Source organism: Enterococcus haemoperoxidus ATCC BAA-382 (genome assembly GCF_000407165.1).
GTDB classification, from domain to species: domain Bacteria; phylum Bacillota; class Bacilli; order Lactobacillales; family Enterococcaceae; genus Enterococcus_L; species Enterococcus_L haemoperoxidus.
On record NZ_KE136479.1, the window covers coordinates 581,926 to 608,340 of the forward strand.

Sequence of the window (26,415 nt, forward strand, 5' to 3'; positions counted from 1 at the left end):
CTTTATACTCTAATTGTAGAACAAAACCGCAAAAAAGGAAAATAAAAAAGAAGATACTATTATAGAATCTTCTTGGCAAACATAACACTGAAAACAGCTGAAATTACAAGCAAGCTAAAAATATAGAACAACGAGAAAAACTTTAGGTTAAAGATTCCAACCAAGATACCCATAGCAGCTAAAATCAGATAGAAAACACCAAACTGATGTAAAAACTGCTTATTTTCGTCAGGTTCACCGTTGTGCATCAATGGTAAAAAAACAGTTGCTTTTTTTAATAAATAAATACCGATAATAACTAATAACGCTACAGATACAAAAATAAGTACGCGAATCATGCATTGAACCTCCATCAAATAAAAAACAATTTGCACTTCGCAAATTGTTCGGTAATCAAAATAAAAAAGGTAAAATCCGTCGATGCCGTTATTCGTCCTATAGTATTGAACCCGCAAACAAAGCAGGTGGGTTCCACGACTGACAGCTTCGAACTACCAAATGATAAGGCATGTTACCAGCTTAGGTACCAGAAGGATCCCTAGATATCAATAAAATGTTCGGTCAACACACAAAAAAGACAACGCGTACATCACAGATTTACCATCTTTATAATAGCACAATATAGCACAAACAGCAATGAGGGTGCTTGAAATTGGAAGCGGATTATTTTTTGTATTTATTTTCCTTTTTCCAATTTTGGATCCGCTGATACTGAAGGTTTAGTGCTTGCTCGTACTTTCCAGTATCGATTGGTTCATAATAATGAGCATTTTTTATTTTATCTGGAAGATACTGCTGATCTACCCATGCATTCTCAAAGTTGTGTGGATATTGGTAACCAATTCCTCGGTTCAAATCTTTAGCACCAGAATAATGGCTATCGCGTAAATGATCTGGAACATCTCCAGCTTTTCCGTCGCGTATATCGGCCAAAGCAGCATCAATTGCGCTGAGAGCAGAATTAGATTTGGGTGATAGGCATAAATCAATCACAACACTGGCAAGAGGAATGCGTGCTTCGGGGAAACCAAGTTTCTCTGCAGCTTGAACAGCAGTGATTGTACGTGCAGCAGCCGGTGGATTTCCTAAACCAACATCTTCATACGCAATGACCATCAAACGGCGGCAAATAATTGGTAAGTCGCCAGCTTCAACTAACCTGCCCAGATAATGAAGCGCAGCATCAACGTCACTGCCCCGAATCGATTTTTGAAACGCAGAAATAACGTCATAATGAGCATCACCATTTTTATCGTGAGTCAAGGCTTTGCGTTGTACACATTCTTCAATGACAGAAAGAGTGATTTCAATTTTGTTATCTTCATTTTCAGGTGTTGATTTTACAGCTAATTCTAGCCCATTTAAAGCACTACGCAAGTCACCATTCGTTGCGCGAGATAAATGCTGCAGCGCTTTTTCTTCTAAAACTACTGGAAATTCTCCTAAACCACGTTCTGAGTCAGTCAATGCTTCTTTTACAGCTTTTTGAATATCTAATTCAGTTAATGGCTTGACTTCAAAGATTTGTGTCCGACTTCGAATGGCTGGATTGATTGTAATATATGGATTCTCCGTTGTTGCTCCAATCATAATAATTCGGCCGCTCTCAAGGTGAGGCAACAAAAAATCTTGTTTTGTTTTATCTAAACGATGGACTTCATCTAGTAATAAGATCACAGTACCGCTCATCTTTGCTTCTTCTGCGACGATTTGTAGATCTTTTTTTGTGTCAGTTGCAGCATTCAATAGGCGGAAAGCATAATTTGTAGAACCTGCAATAGCACTGGCAATACTAGTTTTTCCTGTACCTGGTGGACCGTATAAAATCATGGATGAAAGCATGCGAGCTTCGACCATTCTCCGGATGATTTTTCCAGGTCCAACAAGTTGTTGCTGACCAACTACTTCATCTAAATTACGTGGGCGCATGCGGTAAGCTAATGGTTTTTGCATCGTTGAACCTCCTTATTTTAAAGCTGAAAGGCTAGCTAATAAATTCTTTATCTATACATTATACCATAAAGAACATACGTTTGTGAAAGAGCCTGTTTTATTCATTAAAACAAGAGAAAAATCAGAATTTATCTTACTAATCGTTTGTTATTTCAATGGATAATAGGCTTAGATTCGTGTATGATAGGAAGTGGTGAAAAATAATGAATGACACGATAAATTTTTTTAATACAAAGTCAACAGAAGAAATTGCTCAGTTTTTATTAGGAATGTACTTAGAACATGAGACTGAATCTGGTATACTCGCAGGTTATATAGTTGATACGGAAGCTTATTTAGGTCCGGAAGACAAAGCAGCTCACAGTTATGGATTGCGTAATACGCCGCGGTTAAAAGCCATGTATGAAAAACCTGGAACGATTTATTTATATACAATGCATACGCATTTGATTTTAAATATGGTGACACAAGAAAAAGGGAACCCCCAAGGAGTCATGATTCGTGCTATCGAGCCCATTGACGGAATTGAAAAAATGGAAAAGAATCGCAAGGGACGTAAAGGAATCGAGTTGACTAATGGACCTGGAAAGCTAGTCGCGGCCTTAGGAATTGGCAGAGAATTATATGGCCAATCGATCTTTGACAGTCCATTACGGATCGTTCCAGAAAAAAGAAAAACACCAAAAAAAATCATTCCGCTTCCTCGAATTGGAATTCCTAATAAAGGAATTTGGACAGATTTGCCGTTAAGGTATGTCGTTTCAGGAAACCCTTATATCTCAAAACAAAAAAGAAGTGATATCGATCAAAAGGCCTTTGGCTGGAAGGAAGAAAATAAATGAAAAAAGAAACGATGTTAACCTATTTAGATCAACAAATTACCAAGAAAATCACAGAATATGATGTAGCTCTCGATTGGAACAGCAAAAACCATACAATTGAGGTTGTTTTTCGTTTGTTTGCTGAAAATACGGAGCATGAACAAATCGATGATGCACAAGGAACAGTTTCAGAGGAAGAAATCATTGAATTTGAAGACGGTATTTTGTTTTATAATCCTGACAAATCTTCTTTGGCTGAGGAAGAATTTCTAGCGATCATTCCTTATGAGGGCAAAAAAGGAATTAAACAGTCTGTCCTGGATGGTTTTGTCGATTATTTAAATGATGTTTTGACAGAAGGACAAAGTGATTTGTTAGACTTTTTAACGGATGAAGGGCAAGTCGTATTTGAGTTGAAATGGTCAGAAGAAGCCTTTGAAGAAGCTGTTCAAAAGTATCAAAAAGCAGAAGGCGATACATATATCGCTTATCCAAGCTATTAAAAAGAGGTGATCGTATGAAATGGACAGAAGTAAAAGTTGAAACAGCCAGCGAAGCGGTTGAAGCAATCTCCAATATTATGATGGAAGCAGGAGCCAGTGGTGTTGCTATTGAAGATTCTTTAGACGTAGAAAATTTTCAAAGCGATCTTTACGGAGAATTACTAGACAAAGAACAATTCACACATATCAAAGACGGTGCTTTGGTAATGGCATATTTCCCTGAAACGACTTTTTTGCCAGAGATCCTTCCTTTTATTAAAGAAAGTATTACTCGTTTACCGGAATTTGGACTTGCAATTGGTAAAAATGAAGTCAGCGTTAGTGAAGTAGCTGAAAGTGATTGGGCAACAGCCTGGAAAAAATATTATCATCCAGTACGTGTGACCCGTTTTCTAACGATCGTTCCAAGTTGGGAAAAATATGAAGCCCAAGATGAGTTTGAAAAAATAATTACCTTGGATCCGGGAATGGCTTTTGGGACAGGGACGCATCCAACAACGCGTTTAACATTACAAGCTTTGGAAACAGTGTTGCGTGGGGGCGAAACGCTTCTGGATGTTGGAACTGGTTCAGGTGTATTGAGTATTGCGAGTAAATATTTAGGTGCAAAAGAAATTCATGCCTATGATCTTGATGAAGTAGCTGTGACTGCGGCAAAAGAAAATATGGACATGAATCCGATCGCAAGCGATGTTCATGTTTCAGCTAATGACTTGTTGAAAGATGTAACGATTGAAGCTGATGTGATCGTAGCGAATATTTTAGCGGATATCATAACATTGATGATCGAAGATGCATGGCGTTTATTGAAAAGTGATGGAACGTTGATTGTTTCTGGAATCATTCATGAGAAAAAAGCGATGATTATAGAAAAAATGACAGCAGCAGGTTTTCTTGTGGATCAGATTTTCCAACAAGGAGATTGGTATGCGATTATTTTAAAGAAAACAGAGGAAGAGTAAGATGCAGCGTTACTTTCTAACTGAACCTTATAGTGTTAAAGAGTACTATACGATCACAGGCGATAATTATCATCATATCGTTCGAGTAATGAGGATGGAGCCTGGGCAACAAGTTTTTTTGGCGTTTAGCGATTGTTTGGCAATCATTGCTGAAATCACTGAGATTACAGAAGAGGTAGTTTGTTTAAAAGAAATTTGTAAAGAACAATCAGAAAAGGAACTACCTGTCAATGTTACGATTGCTTGTGGTTATCCTAAAGGAGATAAACTAGAGTGGGTCGTTCAAAAAGGCACTGAACTTGGCAGCCATAAATTTATTGGATTTCCTGCTAAAGCTTCAGTTGTAAAGTGGGACCATAAAAAACTGGCAAAAAAAACAGAGCGGCTGAAAAAAATAGCGACGGAAGCTGCTGAGCAATCGCATCGCCAGTTCGCACCAGATATTGTATTATTAGAGCGAGAACAAGAGTTGTTAGATGTTTTTTCTGGTTATGACAAAGTCTTGATCGCTTACGAAGAATCTGCCAAAATTGGGGAACGCAGTCGCTTTGCAACAGCACTTTCTGGATTAGCTGTTGGAGAATCAGTTTTGATTATTTTTGGTCCAGAAGGTGGCTTTTCACCTGCTGAAGTAGATTTATTTCAGGAGTATGGCGGTATTATTTGTGGATTAGGTCCGCGTATTTTACGTGCAGAAACAGCACCATTGTACGTTTTGAGTGCTATCAGTTATCAATTTGAATTAGTGTAAGGTATAGGGGGTAATTTATGGAGTTAGAGTTGCAACGACTTTCAATTATGTTAATAGATCCATCGTTTACAGATCAGCAGTTCACAGAAGAGATTCTCTTTCTAAAGGATTTTCCTGTTCGTTCGATTTTTGTTTTACCTTATAATGTTGCAAGGGCAAAACAATTATTAGCAGGAACGATGATTCAAGTAAGTAGTTTTGCTGACTATCCGCTTGGTAGCGGAACTTTAGCGAAAAAAGCCTTTGAAACAGGACAATTGTATAGAGACGGTGCTTCGAATGTATTTGTAACTATGCCATCAGAGCAACTGGCGATGTATGGGAATCAGAGTTATCAAGCATTAGAACAGTTATCATTTGGACGAAAAGCTCTGGGGTTCTTTTTTGACAGTGGTCATTTAACAGATAATCAAAAACAGCTATTAACGATGGACCTTGCAGAATTAAGGGTCAGTGCTATTTCTCTTGGGGTTAATTTAACGATGGAACAAGCGATCTATGATATGAGTATTTTCCGAACCACCCGGAACAAGCGAATGACCTTTCAGGTAAATGTAAAAGCACCCACATTACTTGAAATTGAGCTTCTGTTTCAAGCTGGTGCATCGTATATTGGTATTAGTAACGGTCGTGAGATTTTGCCTTTGATTTCAAAATGGAATTAAAGATTTGAGGAATTGAAAATCCCGTAAAATGTTAGTATAATAAAAGATGTTGGAAGTGCTACTGTTTCAAGTGGTGCTTTTCTTTTTTTTAAAGATCAAATATCTATATAAATTAAGGTCATTAAACCTATGGTAAAAAGAGTGCCTCTATTCTAGGAAGCAAAGCTGACGTAGAGATAGAGGACAAAGTAAAAGGAGTGAGAACCATGCCAAAAGAGGAAATTATGACAGGACCTGGCGTCATTAAACTCGTGTCAAAATATATGGAGCCTCAACATGTTGCTTTTGTTCAAAGAGCATGTGATTATGCTGAAAAAGCGCATGAGGGCCAAGTTAGACAGTCAGGTGAACCTTATTTTATTCATCCGATTCAAGTGGCAGGGATTTTAGCTGAATTAAGGATGGACCCACATACTGTTGCAACAGGTTTTTTGCATGATGTAGTTGAAGATACTGATGTAACGCTTGAAGATTTAGCAAATGAATTTGGTGCAGACGTGGCAATGTTAGTTGACGGCGTGACCAAACTTGGAAAAATAAAATATAAATCTCACGAAGAACAATTAGCTGAAAATCACCGAAAAATGCTATTGGCAATGGCCCAAGATTTACGCGTGATCATGGTGAAATTAGCTGACCGTTTACATAATATGCGTACGCTGAAGCATTTACGTGAAGATAAGCAGCGCCGAATTGCACAAGAAACGATCGAAATCTATGCACCTCTTGCTCATCGCTTAGGGATCAGCCGTATTAAATGGGAGCTAGAAGATACTGCGTTGCGCTATATCAATCCAAATCAGTATTATAGAATCGTTAATCTAATGCAAAGTAAAAGAGATGAACGTGAAGCCTATGTTGAAGAAGCAGTGGAAGACATTCGTTTAGCTACAGAAGATTTAGATATTTATGCTGAAATCTATGGACGACCAAAACATATTTACTCAATTTATCGCAAAATGAAAGATCAGAAAAAACAATTCAATGAAATTTACGATTTACTGGCGATTCGTGTAATCGTTGATTCAATCAAAGATTGTTATGCTGTACTAGGAGCAATTCATACTAAATGGACACCAATGCCGGGAAGGTTTAAAGATTATATTGCGATGCCTAAAGCAAATATGTATCAATCTATTCATACAACGGTCATTGGGCCAAAGGGCAATCCAGTAGAAGTACAGATCAGAACCCATGAAATGCATCAAATTGCTGAATTTGGGGTAGCAGCTCATTGGGCCTACAAAGAAGGTAAGACGGAAAAAGTTGATGAAGATACTGATACAAAACAATTAAGTTGGTTTCGTGAAATTCTTGAATTACAAGATGAAAGCTATGATGCTTCTGAGTTTATGGAAAGCGTCAAAGGAGATATTTTCAGTGATAAGGTATATGTTTTCACGCCAACTGGTGAAGTAACAGAATTGCCTAAAGGATCTGGACCTCTGGATTTTGCGTACAGTGTACATACCGAAATCGGGAATAAAACCACGGGTGCTAAAGTGAATGGCAAAATGGTTCAGTTAGATTATACACTAAAAAATGGTGATATCATTGAAGTCTTGACCTCACCAAATTCATTTGGACCAAGCCGCGACTGGTTAAAAATGGTAGCCACAAGTAAGGCACGAAACAAAATCAAACGTTTCTTTAAAGTCCAAGATCGAGAAGTCAATATTATCAAAGGACACGATGCCATCAGTAAATACTTGATTGAACATGGGTTTTCACCAAAAGAATTTTTAGGAAAAGCCAAAATGGCGGAAGCGTTGGATCGTTTTAATTTCCAAACTGAAGACGATCTATATGCGGCTGTTGGTTATGGTGAAATCAGCGCTCAAGTGGTCTTTAATCGCTTAACTGAAAAAGAGCGTAAAGAACAAGAAATAGAACGTCAAAAACAAGAAGCCGAAGAATTGATGACGCAACCAGTCAAAAAAGAATCGGATAAAATGAAGGTTCGTCATGAAGGCGGAATTGTGATTCAAGGAGTTGAAAATTTACTTGTTCGGATTAGTCGTTGTTGTAATCCAGTACCTGGAGACGAGATCGTCGGCTATATCACGAAAGGCCGCGGCGTTTCAATTCATAGAGCAGATTGTCCTAACGTTCAGCACCAAGAAGAACTTGCACAACGCTTGATTGAAGTAGAATGGGAAGATACGGATAATTCCAATAAAGAATATGATGCTGATTTAGAAATTTACGGGTATAATCGTAGTGGATTATTGAATGATGTCTTGCAAGTTATTAGTTCAATGACCAAAAATTTAGTTAGCGTGGAAGCAAAACCAACGAAAAATAAAATGGCGATGATCCATGTGACGGTGAAAATTCAAAATCTAGCTCATTTAAAGACAATTGTAGACAAAATCAAAAACATACCGGACGTTTACAACGTTCGCCGAACCAATGGCTAGGAGGTACAAATATGAGAGCAGTCATTCAGCGTGTGACGCAAGCTGAAGTGGTGATTGAGCAACAAAGTGTTGGAAAAATTGGGGAAGGGTTCATGATTCTACTTGGAATCCATGAATCAGACACTGAAGAAGATGTTGCTTATTTAGTTCGCAAAATCAGTAAACTTCGAGTATTTGAAGATGAGAAAGGGAAAATGAATCTTGGTATTCAAGAGATTCAGGGAAGCATTTTGAGTGTTTCTCAATTTACCTTGTATGCAGAGACTAAAAAAGGGAACCGTCCGAGCTTTATAGCGGCAGCTCGACCAGAAGTGGCCATTCCTTTATATGAACAATTTAACAAACAATTGAAAGAGTTAGCTATCCCTGTAGAAACTGGCGAATTTGGCGCTGATATGAAAGTGTCGTTAGTCAACGATGGACCAGTAACGATCATTATTGATACAAAAGATAGATAATAAAAGCATCATTCCTGAAGATATCGTAGCAGGGATGATGTTTTTTTATAAGTTATAGGGAAAAATCACATTAAGGAAGAAATGCTTGGTATAATGAAGTATCAAGCGATCGTTGAGGTGTAAGATGACAAAATATAAAGAACAATTACGGCCCACATTAAAAAAGCTTCCAGTACCAGAATTACATGAAACCTTAGCTACATTAAATGAATGGATTTGCCCTCTAGTTACGGTAGAAGAATTAGCGGCTTTTCAAGAACAAGCTAAAGCATTTAGTCTTTTCGAAGGGGAAGGTTTACAAACAAGCTTAGTTGATTATATGGAACAAACTACTGGCAGCTGGCTAGCGCCATTATGGGAAAAGAGCTATTTAGAAAGTCGTGGTCCCTTACAAAGTAAATCAAATTTTGCTTTGATGATCAACGAGGAATATTACGAGAAAATAGCATCAAAAGAAGCACGAGCTGCTCAATTAATTTATCAAATGACTAAGCTATATCTAAGTTTAGCTGATGAGACCTATCCCATTGAATACACTAAAAAGAATCAACATGTCGATATGTCTTTTTACTTAAATTTTTTCAAAAGCTGTCGGATACCTGGGACTAAACAGGATTCTTTTTACAGAGGAGAAATACAAAAAGCTGGGAATTATATTATGATTTTTCTAAATGGTGTTTATTTTCGTTTAAATGTGACCGATGAGTCAGGAGGCATTTATCCTTTAAATCAGTTATACGAAAACCTGAATTATATTCACTCCCTAAACAGTGTCCCAAAACAAGGAGAAGCGTTGATTTCTTATATGACTGGTACAGAAAGAGAGCACTCAAATTTGATTTATAAAGGGCTCAAAAAAGAAAAACTGAACCGTCAGAATCTGCAACAACTCGAAGACGCATTGTTTATTTTAAGCTTTTCAAGTGGGAAAGATGCGTTAAAAGAGGAACGCATTACCGAAGTTTTATTGAATACAAATCATCAATTTCTGTCAAAAACAACCCAAGCTGTGATTACTCAAAATGGGCACATCGGGTTCAATATGGAACACACAGCAATCGATGGTGTGCCAACCTTGAATTTGCTTACTCAACTATTTGAACCATTTCATGATGTTCCTATAAAAACAACTACAAAATGTTCTGCTGATCTTATTCAAAAATTGGAGTGGACGCTGACGAGCCAAATGATCGATAGCCTCGAAGAAGCACGTGATTTTGTAGAACAAGAAAATAGTTCCTATATCATCAAACATCAAGTCGTTTCAGCAATTGGCAAAGAACGAATGAAACAAGCGCAAGTAAGTCCAGATGCTTTTTTTCATATTGCATTAGCATTGGCGCAGCAAAAGGTTTTTGGAAAGCTACGATCTGTTTATGAACCAGTCGCAATGCGCATGTATTATGAAGGGCGAACAGAATCAGCTCGCTCAATCAGTCAAGAGAAAAAATCCTTTGCAGAAGCCTTCTATAATAAATCTGAACCAAAGAGCCAAGAAGCGTTAGTTGTCCTATTTACTAATGCTGCTCAAGCTCATTCGAAGCGCATTGCCCAATGTCAAAGTGGTAAAGGGGTTGAGCGTCATCTGTTTGGCTTGCAAAAAATGATCCAAAGTTCTGAGGAAAAAACACCTCTTTTCACAGCAGAAGCTTTGAAGATTTTAGGTGATGATTTTATCTCTACAACTGGCATCCCGTATGATATCTTGGAATCGTTTAGCTTTGGTCCCACCAATAAAAGTGGTTTCGGACTTTATTATGGGATTTTAGATGAAGAAGTGATTTTGACATTATCCGCAAAAAAAGTGAATGAAAATACAGCAGAGCGAATGCTAGCAGCAATAGAAACGGCGCTAATGGAGTTAACAGAACTTTTAGCTATTTAAACTGCATAATTTTGGGTAAAAAAAAGAAATGAAGGCGAAAAAGTCTTCATTTCTCTTTTTTTATTCACCGAAATAATTGATCTATTCGGTGATAATCTTCTGCGGTTAAATGTATGTCTAAAGCTTTGACATTACTAGTTACTTGTTCTGGTCTTTTTGCACCAGGAATGACAACATCCACAAACGGATTTTTAATATACCAAGCTAACACGATTGCTGCAACACTTGCATTATAATCAGCGGCAATCAATTTTAGTTGGCTAACTTTATCGATTATGGCCTTAAAGTGTTCCCCTTGAAAATCGGGTTTTTTACTACGTAAATCTTCAGGTGGGAAAGTAACATTTCGGTCATATTTTCCTGTTAATAAACCAGAAGCCAAAGGAAAATAAGGAACAAACGAAATTTGCTGTTCTTTTAGATAAGGAAACAGTTCATGTTCAGCTTCACGATGAATCAAGCTGTATTCATCTTCGACGATATCTACATAACCATCTTGGTTGGCTTCTTTAATTTGTTCTAGCGTAAAGTTGGAGACACCGATTGCGTTGATTTTACCAGCTTCTTTTAGCGTTTGCAAAGCCGCTACTGCCTCATTCTTTGGCGTTGTCTCATCGGGGAAATGAATATAAAAAATATCGATATAATCTGTTTGGAGTCGTTTAAGCGCCTCATCAACGGAACGAATCAAAAATTCTGGTGTATTGTTGAAGGCGCCACCGTTAGCTGGATCATGTGCTGCTTTTGTTGCGATAGTGATTTGATTACGGTCAAACTCTTGTAGTACTTCACCAATCAATTCTTCAGAGCGTCCCATTCCATAAGCAAAAGCAGTATCCAACAATGTAATGCCGCTTGCCAAAGCTGTTCGGACAATTTCTTTTCCAGTATCATCCTTTAAGTTTGGAAACAAATTATGACCACCAACAGCATTTGCTCCTAAACCAAGAGGGGTTGAATAAACCTCTGTTTTACCAATTCGAACGTTTTGTGTCATAATGACGCCTCCTTACTTTCTTATTATAAGTGTAGTTGATTCAAGTAAAAGAAGAAAGTTTTTCCACTTATAATCGGAATTTTTGTAACAAAATGTCTTAAAAAGCAGAAAGCTAAAGTTTTTAAGCGTTTCTATAGTATAATAATTGCAACTGAGTTTATCAGCAATAAAACAGATGAAGGATGAGAGCCAATTGGGGAAAATCAGAATCAATAATATGAAGTTTTACACTAAAAATGGTGTTTTACCAGAAGAACGAATTTTAGGGCAACAATTGGAAGTGGATGTTGAATTAAGATTGTCATTAGATCAAGCTGGCAAAACAGATGATGTGAAGGACACCGTTAGTTATGCTGAAGTGAATGATCAAATTGCACAACGGTTAACCACTCATTCTTATAACTTAATAGAAGCTGTCGCTTCAGCAATTTTAGATGATATTGAAGCAGAACATGGCAAAAAATTAGAAGGTGCGCTTGTTCGGGTTAGAAAATATAGTGTACCAATGCCTGGAGTGTTTGATAATATCGAAATCGAAATGGAAAGAGACTTCATATGACGATTGGTTATTTAGCGTTGGGGAGTAACTTGGGTGATCGTTTAGGAACCTTGCAAAAAGCAGTTGAACTGCTTGATCAAGATGACGATATTCAAGTGATAAAAAAATCAAAATTGTATGAAACATTACCATATGGCGATGTTCCGCAAGAAAATTATTATAATGCTGTAATTCAAATCAGCACATCCTATGAACCTATGCAATTATTAGATAAAACACAAGCGATTGAAAAAACATTAGGCCGAAAACGATTGATTCATTGGGGACCGCGAACCTTAGATATCGATATTTTGCTGATGGATAATAACGCAATAGCAACAGAGCGTTTGAACATTCCACATAAAGAAATGCTGAAACGATCTTTTGTATTAGTCCCGTTAAAAGATGTTTATCCTGATACTGCATTACAAGGAGAATCCTTTGAAGCATTGATCGAAAAAACTGGGAATCAAGGGGAAGTTTGGCTTAGTAAAGAAAGTTGGTAATTAGATGAATGAAGAACAATTAGTGACGATCGAGCAGGCAGTAAAACAAATTTTAACTGCGATTGGGGAAGACCCTGATCGAGCTGGTGTCCAAGATACACCCAAACGTGTAGCAAAAATGTATAATGAAGTATTTTCTTCTTTAAGAGAGCCAGAATTTAACGATTATGCCTTGTTTGATAGTCTTAATGAAGAGGATATGGTTTTAGTGAAAGACATTCAATTTTACTCTATGTGTGAGCATCATTTATTGCCATTTTATGGGAAAGTACATGTGGCCTACATTCCTGATAAGCGCAAGGTTTTAGGATTAAGTAAATTGCCGCGTTTGGTAGAATATTGTGCTAAACGTCCTAGCGTGCAAGAGGACCTAACGATCATGATCGCAAACAAACTAGTTGAGCATGTACCTGTTAAAGGTGTAGCTGTAGCAATCGAAGCAGAGCATATGTGTATGACGATGCGAGGTGTTAAATCACCCAGTAGCCTGACGAAAACATTTCATTATCAAGGAATATTCAAAACGAATAAGGAATGTAAAGATGACTTTTTAAGAGGGATCAAGGCATAAAACATGAATAAAATGACGATAATCGTTGGCACAAATAACCAAGGCAAGCTACAAGAAATGCAGTCAGTCTATCCTAAAGAGCAGATTACCTTTGTTTCATATACGAACTATACGAATCAAGCCTATGAGATAGCAGAAACAGGTACGACATATACTGAAAATGCGCTGATCAAAGCTCGATTTTATGCAAAAACAATTGGAAAACCAGTATTAGCAGATGATGGTGGACTAGAACTGGAAACTTTTCCAGACCTCTTAGGTGTTGAGACAGCACGATTTTTTAAACCTGATATGACAGACACTCAAAAAAATGTACAGCTTTTTCATTTATTTGACGGACAAGAGACCGCATCGCGAGTGATAAACCTGCACGCTGTGTTAGTGTACGCTTGGCCGAATGGCGAGTATCTTCTTTCAGCAAAAACGCTCAAAGGAAAACTAACAACAAAGGAAATCGGTGAACAGGGCTATGGTTTTGATAAAATTTTTTATCTACCAGAAAAGGATAAAACCCTTGCTCAATTGCCGAAAGAGCAACGAAATAAATTAAGCCCAAGAGTATCAGCATTGAAGGAATTGATCGAAAAATTAAAGGAGTAGCAAAAGGATGAAAGAGGGATACTTTACTAAAAAAGAACCCCAAATCATGGGGATTTTAAATGTTACACCTGATTCATTTTCAGATGGTGGGCAATTTAATGAACTAGATAAAGCCATGCTTCATTGTGAAGAAATGTTGTCGGCAAATGTTGATATCATAGACATCGGGGGACAATCGACGCGTCCAAACTATCAAGAGATTTCAGCAAGAGAAGAAAAAGAACGAATTTTGCCGATTATAAAAGCAGTCAGAACAAAAACAGATAAACCGATTTCAATCGATACGTATTTTCCAGAAGTTGCCGATGCAGCATTAGCAGCAGGGGCGAATATCATCAATGATATCAAAGGGTTGGATACGAACGGTATGATTGAGATCGCACAAAAATATCCTGATTGTGGTGTGATCATCATGCATTCACGTCCCCGACGAACTGAATTATCAGTAGTGGAAGATATACGAGCGTTTTATCAAGAAAAAATAGAAACGTGTCAAAAGGCTGGTATTGATTTGATGCGAATTTGTTTTGATCCAGGCATTGGTTTTGGCAAAACACAGGAAGAAAATATAGCAATACTAAAACATCCTGAAGCATTTCGCTATCAAGAATATCCAGTGCTATACGGAGTATCAAGAAAAAGGACGATTGCTGCATTGACCAATGAAACTGACCCTTCAAAACGTGATTTTGGTTCAATTGCTGCTTCATTATTTGCTATAACTAAAGGGGTAGAAATTGTTCGAGTTCATCAGGTTAAAGGAATGCGGGATACGTTAAATGTCTGGCAAACGCTCAATAAGAACTAATACCTATTGGTTTTACTTGGCAGGATGATTGTAAAACCAATTGAAATTCTACTTGACTTTATTTCCAATCTCTAGTAATTTATAGATACTATAAAAAAATCGATGAAAGAACGAGTAGATTTCAAACTAACTGTAGAAGAGAAAGTTGCCATGGCTGAAAGCAACTTCATTAGAGAGATCGAAAGACATTCTGGAGATGAGCGGAGGAAAAGCCGTTCCGTTACGAGCGTTAATCGTTGGAGGAAAGAGCAATCTTTCGAACTTAGGTGGTACCGCGTGTGTCTATTCACTCGCCCTTGTATTTATACAAGGGCGAGTTTTTGTTGTGAATCACCACGACTGGCTTTGCCAGAGTGGATGATGAACAATACTTGGCGAACGAAGAGAGAGAAGTTACCGTACTAGGAATCACCAAAAGGCGTAATCTAAACAAAAAGCAATGATCAGCGAAGGAAAAGCATAATCTAATCTTACAACCAGTTCCAAAGCTATTTCAAACCAATCAATCTTTACCAAAATAAAATACAAACAATGAACACTAAATAGGAGATGAAACAATGAGTTATCAAAAACCAAAAGGAACCAATGACTTATTACCAGGAACTTCTGAAAAATGGCAGTTTGTTGAAGAAACAGCACGTTTGATTTTTCGAGACTACCAATATGAAGAAATTCGTACACCAATTTTTGAACACTACGAAGTCATTTCTCGCAGCGTAGGAGATACAACAGATATCGTGTCAAAAGAAATGTATGATTTTTATGATAAAGGGGATCGTCACATAACCTTACGTCCAGAAGGAACAGCACCGATTGTTCGTTCATTTGTTGAAAATAAACTATTTGGACCAGAATTTGCAAAACCGTATAAAATGTACTACATGGGACCAATGTTTCGTTATGAACGACCACAAGCAGGACGTTTAAGACAATTCCACCAAATCGGAGCAGAAGCATTTGGTAGTGTGAATCCAGCTGTGGATGTTGAAAGTATGGCGATGGCGTTAGACTTTTTCAAACAATTAGGCATCCAAAAAATTCGATTAGTGATTAATTCTTTAGGTGATAAAGAGACAAGAGCCGCATATCGTCAAGCTTTGATCGACTATTTAGAACCAAAATCGGCTGATTTAAGTGAAGATTCAAAACGTCGTTTGCACGAGAATCCATTAAGGGTTTTAGATAGCAAAGATAAAAAAGACAAAGTGATTGTAGCAGATGCTCCTTCAATTCTAGATTATCTAAGCGAGTCATCAAAAGAACATTTTGAAACCGTTAAAGCCATGTTGAACGAATTGAACATTCCGTTTGAAGTAGACAGTAATATGGTTCGTGGGTTGGACTATTATACCAATACGATTTTTGAAGTAATGAGTGAAGCACCTGGCATGGGTGCCCAATCAACGATCTGCGCCGGCGGACGTTATGATGGATTGGTAGAAGAATTAGGTGGCCCAGCTACACCTGGTTTTGGTTTTGGTATTGGAATCGAACGTGTCTTGATTACGATGGAAGCAGAAGGCGTTGTGGTTCCAGTGATCAATGAAATCGATGCTTATGTAGTTGGAATCGGTGAGCAAACAAATGTCGAAACACTAAAACTGGTTCAAGCAATTCGCAACTTTGGTTTTTCAGCTGATCGTGACTTTATGGATCGTAAAGCCAAAGCCCAATTTAAAACAGCCGCTAAAGTCAATGCTAAACTTGCTTTGACTTTAGGTGAAACGGAATTAGCAGAAGGCGTTGTAAACGTAAAATCAATGGCCAATCGTAATGAAAAAGCATTTCCACTCTCAGATATTTATGAAAGATTTGATGAAGTCTATGATGAAATGATGACAGTGATGTTTGATTAATAAATAGTAAAAAATGAAGAGGAGCAAAAATCAATGGCAAAAAGAACAGTATACTGTGGAGAAGTTTCTGCAGATTTAGTAGGACAAGTTATTACCTTAAAAGGTTGGGTGCAAAAGCGCCGTGACTTAGGTGGCGTTATTTTTATCGATTTACGTGACCGTGAAGGCATTGCACAAGTAGTATTCAATCCGGCACACTCAAAAGAAGCATGGGAAATCGCAGATAAATGCCGTAGCGAATATGTCATTGAAATTACTGGAGAGTTGACGTATCGTGATAAAGAAGCGATCAACCCTAAAATGAAAACTGGTGAATTTGAAGTGATGGCAACAGATATCACGATTTTAAATACAGCAAAAACACCACCGTTTCTAATTGAAGATGAGAACAATGTCGGTGATGAAATTCGCATGAAATACCGTTATTTAGACTTGCGTCGCCCACAAATGACAGCAAATCTAAAATTACGTCATGAAGTAACAAAATCGATTCGTCATTATTTAGACGATACTGATTTTATCGATATCGAAACACCTTATTTTGGTAAATCAACACCAGAAGGCGCACGTGACTACTTAGTTCCTTCACGTGTCCATGCAGGTCATTTTTATGCGTTACCACAATCACCACAAATTTTTAAACAATTGTTGATGAATGCAGGTTTCGATCGCTATTATCAAATCGTTCGTTGTTTCCGTGATGAAGATTTACGTGGTGACCGTCAACCAGAATTTACCCAAGTCGATTTAGAAACAACCTTCTTGTCTCCAGAAGAGATTCAAACAATGACTGAAGAAATGTTAGCGAAAGTAATGCGTGAAACAAAAGGGATCGAAGTGACGTTACCATTTCCTCGTATCAGTTATGATGAAGCAATGGCACGTTACGGAAGCGACAAACCAGATACACGTTTCGATATGGAATTGATTGATATCGCGGATGTGGTCAAAGATGTTGACTTCAAAGTGTTCCAAATGGCGCTTGAAAATGGCGGACATGTTAAAGCGTTGAACGCTAAAGGTGCAGCAGATAAATATTCTAGAAAAGATATGGACAATCTTGGAACATATGTAAGCCAATTTGGTGCCAAAGGACTTGCTTGGTTAAAAGTAGAAGAAGATGGACTAAAAGGACCAATTGCAAAATTTCTAACAGATGTTTCAGATGACTTGATCAAAGCAACAAATGCTGAAGTTGGCGATATTTTAATGTTCGGTGCGGACAAACCAGAAATCGTTGCAGCTGCTTTAGGTGCTGTTCGTTCTCGTTTAGGGAAAGAATTAGGGTTGATTGATGAGTCTAAATTCAACTTCCTTTGGGTCGTTGATTGGCCATTATTTGAATACGATGAAGAAGCTGGTCGTTACGTTTCTGCTCACCATCCATTCACGCAACCAAAAGAATCTGATATTGAATTACTTTCAACAGATCCAGCGAAAGTTTACGCGGAAGCGTATGATATCGTCTTAAATGGGTATGAATTAGGTGGTGGTTCACTACGTATCCATAAACGTGACCTACAAGAAAAAATGTTTGAAACACTAGGATTTACGAAAGAATCAGCGCAAGAACAGTTTGGATTCTTGCTAGATGCTTTAGACTATGGTTTCCCTCCACACGGTGGAATCGCGTTAGGCTTAGATCGTTTAGTAATGTTGTTGGCTGGAGAAAATAATATTCGTGAAGTGATCGCTTTCCCTAAAAACGGAAAAGCAGCTGATCCAATGACAAGTGCTCCAAGTGTTGTTTCACCATTACAATTATTTGAATTGAATATCGATGTAACTGCGATAGATGAATAAATCTTGACTTAGTTAGAGAATAACAAGCTTTCAATAAACTACCTTCGTTTATTGGAAGCTTTTTTTTATCTCACAAGCGAAAATAGCCCTTTCAATAAAAGAGTGGTTCTTTTATAGACGAAATAAAAAATGGGAGAGTGGATAAAGATACTGCTCCCATTTTTTTTATTTCGTCTATTTACAATCATTCGCCATGTCTTTGGATAAAATGAAAATAAGCACCAATCAAATTTGCATTGTTTCCAACTGCACTTAATACAACAGAAGGAGAAATGAGTTGAGTCAGTGGGCTGATAGAAAGACTATCTAAGATTTTTTTCAGCTCTTGGTTTAAATAATCCAGTAAAATAGTTTGACTACTGATACCGCCACCGATAACGATATTTTCTGGATCTAGGATCGTTTGAAGGTTCCAGATCTGAAGTGCTAAAGAATTGCAATAAGTATGTAAAATACGTTGTGCATCCTGATTCCCATATTTTACTGCTTCAAAAAATAATTCCCCATTAACTTCATTGGTTTGTTTATTGATTGATTTAGCAAAAGGTTTTAATAGGCTGTAGACACTATTCTTTATAGCAAAAAAATCGGCCATTCCCATTGATGAATTGGTTTGAACAAACGACAACTCTCCTGCAGATTGATGAGCGCCTCTAACGATTTGACCATTTACAAGCAAACCACCGCCAACACCTGTACCAAGTACGATCATAATCGCATTGTTTACGCCTTGTAGCTGACCTAAATTGATTTCGCCGATAATGGCGCATCGTGCATCATTCTCTACAGCGATAGGACAGTCAAAAATGGATTGATAAAAGGCAAGCATATTCATTTGTCCAACAAACTCAAGTGAGCCGCCATGAACAGCGAAACCTGTATCGGCATTGATGATTCCTGGCATAGAAATGGAAACGCCGTTGATTGGTTCTGTCTGTTCATTGTATAGCTGTTTTAAACAAGTTTTAAACGCATCACTTGTTTTAGGGGTTGCCGTTTTTTGAACAAGCCCTAATGATCCATCAGTCATTAAGCCATATTTGATGAATGTACCACCAATATCTAACACAAGAATTTTTTTCATCCATGTTCCCTCCTAAATGTTTAAATGAACAAATTGAATTCGCTTCCTTTACTTATACCAAAAGCTTTACTATAATGTACACATAAATTTAACATAAGTAGGGTAAGCGAATGCTAGAAAAAATATCATCAGTCAAACAGTTGTCTGATGCCGATGAAGTGCTACAAAATTATATTTTTAGAAATCTAGAAACTGTTTTTACACGTTCTGCTCGAGAAATTGCAGCACAAATTCCATGTTCTCCGTCAACCGTTACCCGTTTTGTAAGAAAGTGCGGCTTTGATTCCTATCACGATTTTCAACGTTATGTCAAAAATGAAGTAAGCCAACTTGCGGGTAAAGGCATGACTGATACGATTTCACTTGAACAGATCTTTGTGAATCAAGTTTTTGCTGAAAATGTACTTGAACAAGTAGAGACAGCCAGTGTTTTATTAAAACAATCAAGTTTCATTTACTGCGTAGGAATGGGTTCTTCTGGTATTATGGCCAGTTATGCGGCTCGGAAATTTAATACAATTGGGTTCAAAGCGATGTATTCAAATGAGCCCTACGCACCATTTCTGTCTACTCAAATGAAAGAAAACAATAGTGTCATCATTATTTTTTCTAGTTCAGGCGAGACGGCAGAAATCATCGAAATGGTTCAACTTTTAAAATCTAGCAGCAACCAAATTATCAGTATAACCAATACTCATAATAATACTTTAGCTAGACTTTCAACAATCAATATTCCATATTATATTGAGCATCAACGGTTGCCATATAATTTTGATTTATCCTCTCAGATACCAACAGTCGCTTTAATTGAATACTTGGTGGCTTTTTGTTTTAACAAGAAAAAATAGTTCATCGTTCACTTAGCGGACAACGTTTATAATTTGTTTATATCTATCCTTTATACTAAGTGTAAACGTAGTTAAAAGGAGGAGCGCTATGACTAAAATGCTATTCCAAAAGATATCAGTCCTGTTTTTTACTTTAATTCTTTTTTCGGCGTGCCAAACTAAAACAGCTGATACAAAACAATCGGTAAAGGAGAGTACAAGTATGACAACGGAAAAAAGTAGTACAGGTCAAACAAATGAATTAGAAACAGTTTCAACGAGTAGTACACAACAAGCTAATCAAACTTTTCCAGCGGGAACATTGATTCAAGCAGTGAGAGAAAATGATGCTGCCAAAGTAGCAACAATACTTCAAGACAAAAACTACGTGATCGATGAAGTGAATGATAAAGGTGAGACGCCGCTATTGATCGCAACACATGAAAACTTTATCGACATCGCCAAACAACTGATCGATGCAGGTGCTGATATCAATGTTCAGGATCAAATTTCGGATAGTCCATATCTTTATGCTGGAGCCCAAGGGAAAACAGAAATTTTAGCATACATGTTGGACAAACAAGTGCCAGATCAACAAAAAGTGAATCGCTTTGGTGGGAACGCTTTGATTCCAGCAGCTGAAAAAGGTCATCTTGAAAATGTGAAATTGCTTTTAAAAGATGGTCGAGCTGCTATTGATCATCAAAATAATTATGGGTATACAGCGTTGATCGAAGCGGTCGCGCTAAGAGATGGCTCTGAAATCTATCAACAAATCGTCAAAGTTTTATTAGAAGGTGGAGCCGATAAGACATTGAAAGATAACACTGGGCGAACAGCTGAAGACTATGCTAGAAGTTTAGGCTATTCCGAAATGCTGAACACACTTCGTTCATATTAATAGTGACAAGACGAGGTTGGGACAGAAGTGTTTAACTCCGAGAAATAAGAAGGAATTTACGAAAATTGCTCTTCAAATTTTTGTGACCAAGTAGGTACTGTGCAACATCAACTCGTACCTTGTTGTGTTTTACAGCAATTTCGGCTTATTTCCGAAGGAGTTGCTTCTGCGCCCACCGTTTATTCGGTTACTAAGAGCCTGAAACATAACTTTTTTAGTTATGTTTCAGGCTCGTTTTTGAATTTTCTTGTTCCAGTAAATATTCCTTTTTATCGGCCATCTTGAAGAATGGATACCATACAAGTACATTGACGATCAATAAAACGATGAAAATCAATAAGTAGTTAAATCCACCTTTTAGTGCCATTGCAATAGGTGCCGGCGTTGTCCAAGGTAAAGCAATCAACGGATTATACTTGGAAAAATCTAAAATGGATAACATCCCCCAAGCAATGCCACCCATCAATAAAGGAGAGGCAACCATTGGAACAAAGAAGAAAGGATTCAACATCAGTGGCATTCCGAAAATAAGTGGTTCATTTACATTAAAAATAACTGGTGGACCTGCTAATTTAAATAAAGATTTGTATCGCTCAGATTTTGCTGTAAACATAGAAATCACTAAACCATACGTACTGCCTTGACCACCAAATGAATTGCCGCAAACATATGATACAACAGCCATCGCAAGATAAGGTAGTTCTTGATGTTGTTGGTATGCCGTCATATTAGCCAACATATTTGCTGTCATGACAGGCATGACAACACCATAAACCATATTTGGATGAATTCCGAAAAACCATAACATATTTGCCAAAGTAAAGATAAGGATAATTGCAATAGGTGAACCGGTTAACGATTGTAATGGAGCCTGGATCAAGGTTGTGATAAAAGCGAAAATATTATCAAATGGTGTGAAGGAGAAAAGGATTCTGATAATAAAAAAGAAAGCCAGAATAACACCAGATAAAATAGCAGGACTCAATGACTCAGAAACGTTTGAAGGCACTGTATCTGGCATTTTGATTGTTAGATTTTTTCTGATCAAAAAACCATATAAAACAGCGGTGAAGTAGCCAACAATAATTGCCACAAATAATCCAGTACCGCCTGTATATTGACTGGCAAACGCTTCGACGTTATTACTTGCTGTAACGACCGTTTGGGCAGGGAATTTTGTAACGGCTTGTTCCAAGGTATAAGTTTGGATCATTTGCGGCATCAAAATGAAGAAGGAGCCAATAGCTAAGAGACCAGCAGGTAGTGGGTCATGACCTTCTTTTTTAGAATAGATATAGGCGAAGTTAAATGTTACATAAACTGAAAGCAAATTGATAGTAGCACCTAATGCTGCATTAAAATGTGCTGTCATACCTGTTTTCGCTAAAAATTCGATCCATTGAGGAATTGGAAAGTTCCCGATGATCATCAATAATGCTACACCTAATGTGATCGGTGTTGTTCGCATAAAGGCTTCGGCTAACGCGCTAAAAAATTTACTCCCATTCATTTTTTGAGCAATCGGACCAATAAACTTGTTCAGAAATTTTTCTAAAGTCTCCATTATTTATTCCCCATTTCCTTTAAATAATCACCGTTCGTTTCAATCACCTTTTGATACCAATAAAAACTATCTTTTTTATAACGAGTTAAGGTACGTTCAGACGATTCATCCCGATCAACATAAACAAAACCATATCGTTTTTGATACCCATTTAACCAGCTGAGTAAATCAGTAAAACTCCAAGTGCAGTAGCCTAAAACTTGTACACCATCTGTGATTGCTTCTTGGATCTCTTGTAAGTGCTTTTGCAGGTATTCGATTCGATAAGGATCATGGATTTCTCCATTTTCTAATTTGTCATATTCTCCTAGACCGTTTTCAGTGATCAGTACTGGCAACTGATACCGGCTTTCAATCGTTCTTAACGCTATCCGAATGCCGACAGGATCGATCGTCCAATCCCAATTCGTTTGTTCAAGATAAGGGTTTTTAACAAATTTACTGACTCTAGGAATTTCCAGTTCTTTACTGGTTCCTTTTTTACCAGAGTTGTTCATACTCATATCACCTGAGAAAGAATCTGAGGTACTCGCTTTAACGGTTGCGGTTTGATAATAATTCAGTCCAATAAAATCGGGAATACCACTTGCTAATAATTGTTGATCAGCTGTTGTTATAACAGGTACTAATTGTAGTTTTTCTAATTGCTTGATAACAGTTCGCGGGTATTTACCCGTTGCGTAAACATCCAACCAGAAAAAGCCCATCAATTCTTCAGTATCAATTTTGGCTAAGACATTCAATGGATCGCTATCAAAAGCATAAGTAGGGCCATAATTGAAACTAGGACCGATCTGACCTGAATAGCCACCTTCTTTAAACGCTTTGATCACCGATGCATTGGCAAGATTGGCAATGTGATTCGCTGCAAACATTCGTTTAACATCACGAACTGCAGGTGGGTGAGTCCCTAGCAAGTAGCCATGAGTAATAAAGACATTTTGCTCATTCAAACTTACCCAATAGTTTACCCGATCAGAAAAAGCATCAAATAAAACTTTTGCATAATTCGTAAAATCTTCAATAATCTGACGTGACTCCCAGCCACCATACTCATCTTGTAGTGTTTGAGGAAGGTCCCAGTGGTAAATTGTCACGATGGGTTCAATGTTGTATTTCAAAAGTTCATCGATCAGTTGACTGTAAAAATCTAAGCCTGCATGATTAAGTTGACCTTTACCTTTTGGGAAAATACGCGACCAAGCGATGGAAAAACGATAAGCTTTCAACCCAAGTTCTGCCATCAAAGCAATATCTTCTTTAAAACGATGATAATGATCTACCGCAACATCTCCATTTGTATCTTTAAATGTTGTACCAGGTTGTTTGACAAATGTATCCCAAACAGAAATACCTTTTCCATCATCTTGATAAGCTCCTTCAACTTGATAAGCAGCGGAAGCACTACCCCATAGAAACGTTTCAGGAAATTGTTCTAACTCTTTATGACGCATAATCATTCCTCATTTCAATATAGTTTGTATAATTAGATCATAGCTGAAAAAAAATAGTTTGTAAGCGTTTTTCTTGTATGTGCAACGCGTTGCAAGATTATGAAACACCAAAACAAAAATAAAAAAATAACCATACTTTTCCTCTAATTAAACGATTGTGCTTTTTTTCCTACCCTAAAGCACGTATAATGAGAATCAAATGAATCAAGTAAAGTGAGGCTGCTTCTACATGAAAAAATTCTTTGAAAGTTTACCTGTCCACGATTACACGACAAAACTTTCAGTGTCGATCGTCTATGCGATCTTGGCATCTGTTGCGATGAACTTCTTTTATCAACCAGGAAACATTTATTCTAGCGGGATTACTGGATTGGCCCAAATTTTAACCACTTTATCAACAAAGGTTGTAGGATTCAAAGTGCCGGTCTCCATTACGTTATATGCGTTGAATATTCCGTTATTTTTCGTAGCTTGGCTCAAAATTGGTAAAAAATTTACGATCTTTACTTTTTTGACCGTTACATTGACATCGATTTTTATGCAAATCGTGCCGCAAACAAGTCTATCTAACGATCCAATCATTTGTGCGATTTTCGGTGGAGCGGTGATGGGATCTGGAATTGGATTTGCGTTGAAAAATGGCCTTTCTTCTGGAGGGTTGGATATTTTTAGCATTACAATCCGTAAGAAAACTGGCCGCTCAGTGGGGTCGATTTCGATGTATTTTAATGGATTGATTATTTTTGTAGCTGGTTACTTATTTGGTTGGCAGTATATGTTTTACAGTGCGCTATCTATTTTTGTGAGTGGAAAAGTGACAGATGCAGTTTATACGAAACAAAAAAAGATGCAGGTCATGATTATTACAAAAAATCCAGATGCGGTTATTGATGGGATTCAGCAAAAAATGAGACGAGGTATCACGATCATTCATGAAGCAGAAGGTGCTTATCGGCATGATAAACAGACGCTTTTATTAACCGTTGTAACGCGCTTTGAACTGCCGTCTTTAGAAGCGGCCATGAAAGAATCTGATCCGTCTGCATTTGTGAGTATTTCGGATAATGTAAAAATACTTGGTCGTTTTTATGAAGAGGATTTATAGAAGTTATAGGAAGTTAAGAAATCCAGATAATACTCTGGATTTTTTTGTTTGATGTAAATTATGGGACAAAGTTTTTAATACACAGGTTCTTTTAAAGAGACGTAACCAATAATTAATTTAAAAGTAGAGATGGCTAATTTCAAAAAAATAATCTCTTTTTCTTGAAAAGAGAAGTGAAAACTGTTAAACTAAGTTTGTAAGATTGAGGGGCGCTTTTAAGACTGTTAATAGAATTTAACAATGTGAAAGAAGAACGTCAATCCTATTTTTTTAAAGTTCATAGGTCGTTTTAAGTCTTACTTGGACGTTTTTAGACCAACGAAGGAGCGCATCATGCTAGATGAATTAAAAATGATTGAAGCAGTTGCTCCAGATTTGCTCGATGTAATGCAGGAAAGGTTTCATATTCTTCGTAATATTTACTGGATGCAGCCTATTGGACGTAGAAGTCTATCTGATAGTATGGGGATTACAGAACGGGTTTTGAGAACTGAGACCGATTTTCTGAAAAACTTACAACTGATAGAAACTTCTAAAAGCGGAATGGCATTAACTGAAAAAGGCTTAGAAGTTTATCAAGGATTAGAGTCAGTAATGAATCAATTACTTGGTATGCATCAAGTCGAAAAAGAAATCAGCCAATATTTTGGAATCAAGCGTTGTATCGTTGTAGCAGGCAATAGTGACAATCAGGAGAAAGTACTTTATGAGTTTGGCGATATTTTGACCGATTCATTGGATTTACTCTTACCTGAGGGTGATAATATTGTTGCCGTTATGGGCGGCACGACAATGGCTTTGACCGCAGAACATATGGGGACACTAGAAACGGAAAAACGACATAATTTGTTTGTTCCAGCTAGAGGCGGAATCGGTGAAGCAATGACGGTTCAAGCTAATTCAGTAAGTGCTGTAATGGCAAGTAAAACTGGCGGTCACCATAGAGCATTATATGTACCAGAGCAATTAAGCTTAGAAACATATAACTCGCTGCTACAAGAACCATCGATTCAAGAAGTATTGACACTGATCGAACAAAGCAATTGTGTTGTTCATAGTATTGGACGCGCGTTGCATATGGCCGCTCGCCGTAAAATGTCGGATGATGAGATGGTCATGTTAAAGCAAAATAATGCTGTAGCAGAATCTTTCGGTTATTTCTTTGATGAAGAGGGCGAAGTCGTATACAAAATCCCTCGAATCGGACTTCAGTTAAAAGACGTACAAAAAATTTCGAATGTCGTTGCAATTGCAGGTGGGAAATCTAAAGCCAAAGCAATCCGCGCTTACATGAAAAATGCACCAAAACAAACGTGGCTCATCACAGATGAAGCTGCTGCAAATGAGATTTTAAAAGGGGTAACCCTTTAAAATAAAAAAATT

24 protein-coding genes, 1 other RNA gene, 2 pseudogenes and 1 other annotated feature are annotated in these 26,415 nt (G+C 37.4%); of the genes and pseudogenes, 20 read left to right on the top strand and 7 right to left on the bottom strand.

Annotation, left to right across the window (positions count from 1 at the left end; all coding sequences use genetic code 11):
- Positions 1-59 precede the first annotated feature (59 nt).
- The 3 genes from I583_RS02805 to I583_RS02810 form a co-directional block, all read right to left on the bottom strand.
- A complete protein-coding gene (locus I583_RS02805) occupies positions 60-338 on the bottom strand; it encodes a hypothetical protein (protein WP_010763040.1) in 279 nt (92 codons plus the stop codon).
- A gap of 69 nt (positions 339-407) precedes the next feature.
- Positions 408-601: non-coding RNA, 6S RNA (ssrS, locus tag I583_RS16395), on the bottom strand.
- A gap of 62 nt (positions 602-663) precedes the next feature.
- The gene (locus tag I583_RS02810) at positions 664-1,953 is read right to left on the bottom strand and encodes a replication-associated recombination protein A (protein WP_010763041.1); all 1,290 of its coding nucleotides are present in this window, start codon (positions 1,951-1,953) and stop codon (positions 664-666) included.
- Positions 1,954-2,156: 203 nt separating this feature from the next.
- Between I583_RS02810 and I583_RS02815 the strand changes: the two are divergent.
- The 8 genes and pseudogenes from I583_RS02815 to I583_RS02850 all read left to right on the top strand — a co-directional run bounded on the left by I583_RS02815 (position 2,157) and on the right by I583_RS02850 (position 10,418).
- Positions 2,157-2,856 (top strand): annotated as a pseudogene (locus tag I583_RS02815) (DNA-3-methyladenine glycosylase).
- Positions 2,792-3,277 (top strand): DUF3013 family protein, encoded by a 486-nt coding sequence (locus tag I583_RS02820; RefSeq protein ID WP_010763043.1) that lies wholly within the window; start codon positions 2,792-2,794, stop codon positions 3,275-3,277. Before I583_RS02815 ends, I583_RS02820 begins: the two are co-directional and overlap by 65 nt.
- Positions 3,278-3,291: 14 nt before the next feature.
- Positions 3,292-4,239 carry a 50S ribosomal protein L11 methyltransferase gene (prmA, locus tag I583_RS02825; RefSeq protein WP_010763044.1) on the top strand — a complete coding sequence of 316 codons (948 nt, stop codon included), beginning with the start codon at positions 3,292-3,294 and terminating at the stop codon, positions 4,237-4,239.
- A 1-nt stretch (position 4,240) separates the two neighbouring features.
- Complete coding sequence (locus I583_RS02830; RefSeq protein WP_010763045.1) at positions 4,241-4,990, top strand: 16S rRNA (uracil(1498)-N(3))-methyltransferase; 750 nt, start codon at positions 4,241-4,243, stop codon at positions 4,988-4,990.
- Positions 4,991-5,007: 17 nt separating this feature from the next.
- Complete coding sequence (locus I583_RS02835; RefSeq protein ID WP_010763046.1) at positions 5,008-5,655, top strand: beta/alpha barrel domain-containing protein; 648 nt, start codon at positions 5,008-5,010, stop codon at positions 5,653-5,655.
- Between the two features lie 206 nt (positions 5,656-5,861).
- Complete coding sequence (locus I583_RS02840) at positions 5,862-8,075, top strand: RelA/SpoT family protein (protein WP_010763047.1); 2,214 nt, start codon at positions 5,862-5,864, stop codon at positions 8,073-8,075.
- 11 nt (positions 8,076-8,086) lie between these two features.
- On the top strand, positions 8,087-8,533 hold the full coding sequence (dtd, locus tag I583_RS02845) for a D-aminoacyl-tRNA deacylase (RefSeq protein ID WP_010763048.1): 447 nt from the start codon (positions 8,087-8,089) through the stop codon (positions 8,531-8,533).
- 124 nt (positions 8,534-8,657) lie between these two features.
- Positions 8,658-10,418: a choline/carnitine O-acyltransferase gene (locus tag I583_RS02850; protein ID WP_010763049.1), complete on the top strand. Its 1,761-nt coding sequence runs from the start codon at positions 8,658-8,660 to the stop codon at positions 10,416-10,418.
- A gap of 64 nt (positions 10,419-10,482) precedes the next feature.
- On the opposite strand, the gene I583_RS02855 is transcribed toward I583_RS02850, so the two are convergent.
- Positions 10,483-11,415 (bottom strand): aldo/keto reductase, encoded by a 933-nt coding sequence (locus I583_RS02855; protein WP_010763050.1) that lies wholly within the window; start codon positions 11,413-11,415, stop codon positions 10,483-10,485.
- 193 nt (positions 11,416-11,608) lie between these two features.
- Here I583_RS02855 and folB point away from each other — a divergent pair, with 193 nt between their 5' ends.
- From folB to aspS, 7 genes are all read left to right on the top strand, one after another.
- Positions 11,609-11,974 carry a dihydroneopterin aldolase gene (gene folB, locus I583_RS02860; RefSeq protein WP_010763051.1) on the top strand — a complete coding sequence of 122 codons (366 nt, stop codon included), beginning with the start codon at positions 11,609-11,611 and terminating at the stop codon, positions 11,972-11,974.
- Positions 11,971-12,459 (top strand): 2-amino-4-hydroxy-6-hydroxymethyldihydropteridine diphosphokinase, encoded by a 489-nt coding sequence (gene folK / locus I583_RS02865; RefSeq protein WP_010763052.1) that lies wholly within the window; start codon positions 11,971-11,973, stop codon positions 12,457-12,459. The genes folB and folK overlap by 4 nt, the downstream gene beginning before the upstream one ends.
- Before the next feature lie 4 nt (positions 12,460-12,463).
- Positions 12,464-13,030, top strand: a complete 567-nt coding sequence (gene folE / locus I583_RS02870; protein ID WP_010763053.1) for a GTP cyclohydrolase I FolE — start codon at positions 12,464-12,466, stop codon at positions 13,028-13,030.
- 12 nt (positions 13,031-13,042) lie between these two features.
- Positions 13,043-13,630 (top strand): non-canonical purine NTP pyrophosphatase, encoded by a 588-nt coding sequence (locus tag I583_RS02875; RefSeq protein WP_034683052.1) that lies wholly within the window; start codon positions 13,043-13,045, stop codon positions 13,628-13,630.
- Between the two features lie 7 nt (positions 13,631-13,637).
- Positions 13,638-14,438, top strand: coding sequence for a dihydropteroate synthase (folP, locus tag I583_RS02880; RefSeq protein WP_010763055.1), 801 nt, complete (start codon positions 13,638-13,640; stop codon positions 14,436-14,438).
- Between the two features lie 93 nt (positions 14,439-14,531).
- Positions 14,532-14,739, top strand: a binding site (T-box leader).
- 256 nt (positions 14,740-14,995) lie between these two features.
- Positions 14,996-16,294, top strand: coding sequence for a histidine--tRNA ligase (gene hisS, locus I583_RS02890; protein ID WP_010763056.1), 1,299 nt, complete (start codon positions 14,996-14,998; stop codon positions 16,292-16,294).
- Positions 16,295-16,327: 33 nt separating this feature from the next.
- Positions 16,328-18,097: an aspartate--tRNA ligase gene (aspS, locus tag I583_RS02895; protein WP_010763057.1), complete on the top strand. Its 1,770-nt coding sequence runs from the start codon at positions 16,328-16,330 to the stop codon at positions 18,095-18,097.
- Positions 18,098-18,281: 184 nt separating this feature from the next.
- On the opposite strand, the gene I583_RS02900 is transcribed toward aspS, so the two are convergent.
- Positions 18,282-19,181: an ROK family protein gene (locus tag I583_RS02900; protein ID WP_010763058.1), complete on the bottom strand. Its 900-nt coding sequence runs from the start codon at positions 19,179-19,181 to the stop codon at positions 18,282-18,284.
- Positions 19,182-19,291: 110 nt separating this feature from the next.
- On the opposite strand from I583_RS02900, the gene I583_RS02905 reads away from it, so the two are divergent.
- The 3 genes and pseudogenes from I583_RS02905 to I583_RS17090 all read left to right on the top strand — a co-directional run bounded on the left by I583_RS02905 (position 19,292) and on the right by I583_RS17090 (position 21,111).
- Positions 19,292-20,029, top strand: a complete 738-nt coding sequence (locus tag I583_RS02905; protein ID WP_010763059.1) for a MurR/RpiR family transcriptional regulator — start codon at positions 19,292-19,294, stop codon at positions 20,027-20,029.
- Positions 20,030-20,117: 88 nt separating this feature from the next.
- A complete protein-coding gene (locus I583_RS02910; RefSeq protein ID WP_010763060.1) occupies positions 20,118-20,909 on the top strand; it encodes an ankyrin repeat domain-containing protein in 792 nt (263 codons plus the stop codon).
- Positions 20,905-21,111, top strand: a pseudogene (locus I583_RS17090) (hypothetical protein). The gene I583_RS02910 and the pseudogene I583_RS17090 overlap by 5 nt, the downstream one beginning before the upstream one ends.
- 12 nt (positions 21,112-21,123) lie before the next feature.
- Here I583_RS17090 and I583_RS02915 read toward each other — a convergent pair.
- Positions 21,124-22,473: a PTS sugar transporter subunit IIC gene (locus I583_RS02915; protein ID WP_010763061.1), complete on the bottom strand. Its 1,350-nt coding sequence runs from the start codon at positions 22,471-22,473 to the stop codon at positions 21,124-21,126.
- Entirely contained in the window at positions 22,473-23,927 is a 1,455-nt protein-coding gene (locus I583_RS02920) for a glycoside hydrolase family 1 protein (RefSeq protein ID WP_010763062.1), read from the bottom strand. The genes I583_RS02915 and I583_RS02920 overlap by 1 nt, the downstream gene beginning before the upstream one ends.
- Positions 23,928-24,156: 229 nt before the next feature.
- On the opposite strand from I583_RS02920, the gene I583_RS02925 reads away from it, so the two are divergent.
- Together I583_RS02925 and I583_RS02930 are read left to right on the top strand one after the other, a co-directional pair.
- On the top strand, positions 24,157-25,032 hold the full coding sequence (locus tag I583_RS02925; RefSeq protein ID WP_010763063.1) for a YitT family protein: 876 nt from the start codon (positions 24,157-24,159) through the stop codon (positions 25,030-25,032).
- Positions 25,033-25,365: 333 nt separating this feature from the next.
- Positions 25,366-26,403: a sugar-binding transcriptional regulator gene (locus I583_RS02930; RefSeq protein WP_010763064.1), complete on the top strand. Its 1,038-nt coding sequence runs from the start codon at positions 25,366-25,368 to the stop codon at positions 26,401-26,403.
- Positions 26,404-26,415 lie beyond the last annotated feature (12 nt).

What these genes read in the sequence shown, in the direction of transcription:
- I583_RS02910 (WP_010763060.1), top strand. Translation starts at nt 20,118, where the DNA reads ATGACTAAAATGCTATTCCAAAAGATATCAGTCCTGTTTTTTACTTTA.
- I583_RS02820 (WP_010763043.1), top strand. Translation starts at nt 2,792, where the DNA reads ATGAAAAAAGAAACGATGTTAACCTATTTAGATCAACAAATTACCAAG.
- I583_RS02875 (WP_034683052.1), top strand. Translation starts at nt 13,043, where the DNA reads ATGACGATAATCGTTGGCACAAATAACCAAGGCAAGCTACAAGAAATG.
- I583_RS02855 (WP_010763050.1), bottom strand. Translation starts at nt 11,415, where the DNA reads ATGACACAAAACGTTCGAATTGGTAAAACAGAGGTTTATTCAACCCCT.
- I583_RS02925 (WP_010763063.1), top strand. Translation starts at nt 24,157, where the DNA reads ATGAAAAAATTCTTTGAAAGTTTACCTGTCCACGATTACACGACAAAA.
- I583_RS02805 (WP_010763040.1), bottom strand. Translation starts at nt 338, where the DNA reads ATGATTCGCGTACTTATTTTTGTATCTGTAGCGTTATTAGTTATTATC.
- folK (WP_010763052.1), top strand. Translation starts at nt 11,971, where the DNA reads ATGACGATTGGTTATTTAGCGTTGGGGAGTAACTTGGGTGATCGTTTA.
- hisS (WP_010763056.1), top strand. Translation starts at nt 14,996, where the DNA reads ATGAGTTATCAAAAACCAAAAGGAACCAATGACTTATTACCAGGAACT.
- I583_RS02915 (WP_010763061.1), bottom strand. Translation starts at nt 22,473, where the DNA reads ATGGAGACTTTAGAAAAATTTCTGAACAAGTTTATTGGTCCGATTGCT.
- folP (WP_010763055.1), top strand. Translation starts at nt 13,638, where the DNA reads ATGAAAGAGGGATACTTTACTAAAAAAGAACCCCAAATCATGGGGATT.
- I583_RS02900 (WP_010763058.1), bottom strand. Translation starts at nt 19,181, where the DNA reads ATGAAAAAAATTCTTGTGTTAGATATTGGTGGTACATTCATCAAATAT.
- I583_RS02905 (WP_010763059.1), top strand. Translation starts at nt 19,292, where the DNA reads ATGCTAGAAAAAATATCATCAGTCAAACAGTTGTCTGATGCCGATGAA.
- folE (WP_010763053.1), top strand. Translation starts at nt 12,464, where the DNA reads ATGAATGAAGAACAATTAGTGACGATCGAGCAGGCAGTAAAACAAATT.
- I583_RS02835 (WP_010763046.1), top strand. Translation starts at nt 5,008, where the DNA reads ATGGAGTTAGAGTTGCAACGACTTTCAATTATGTTAATAGATCCATCG.
- I583_RS02810 (WP_010763041.1), bottom strand. Translation starts at nt 1,953, where the DNA reads ATGCAAAAACCATTAGCTTACCGCATGCGCCCACGTAATTTAGATGAA.
- I583_RS02850 (WP_010763049.1), top strand. Translation starts at nt 8,658, where the DNA reads ATGACAAAATATAAAGAACAATTACGGCCCACATTAAAAAAGCTTCCA.
- I583_RS02920 (WP_010763062.1), bottom strand. Translation starts at nt 23,927, where the DNA reads ATGCGTCATAAAGAGTTAGAACAATTTCCTGAAACGTTTCTATGGGGT.
- prmA (WP_010763044.1), top strand. Translation starts at nt 3,292, where the DNA reads ATGAAATGGACAGAAGTAAAAGTTGAAACAGCCAGCGAAGCGGTTGAA.
- I583_RS02830 (WP_010763045.1), top strand. Translation starts at nt 4,241, where the DNA reads ATGCAGCGTTACTTTCTAACTGAACCTTATAGTGTTAAAGAGTACTAT.
- I583_RS02930 (WP_010763064.1), top strand. Translation starts at nt 25,366, where the DNA reads ATGCTAGATGAATTAAAAATGATTGAAGCAGTTGCTCCAGATTTGCTC.
- dtd (WP_010763048.1), top strand. Translation starts at nt 8,087, where the DNA reads ATGAGAGCAGTCATTCAGCGTGTGACGCAAGCTGAAGTGGTGATTGAG.
- I583_RS02840 (WP_010763047.1), top strand. Translation starts at nt 5,862, where the DNA reads ATGCCAAAAGAGGAAATTATGACAGGACCTGGCGTCATTAAACTCGTG.
- aspS (WP_010763057.1), top strand. Translation starts at nt 16,328, where the DNA reads ATGGCAAAAAGAACAGTATACTGTGGAGAAGTTTCTGCAGATTTAGTA.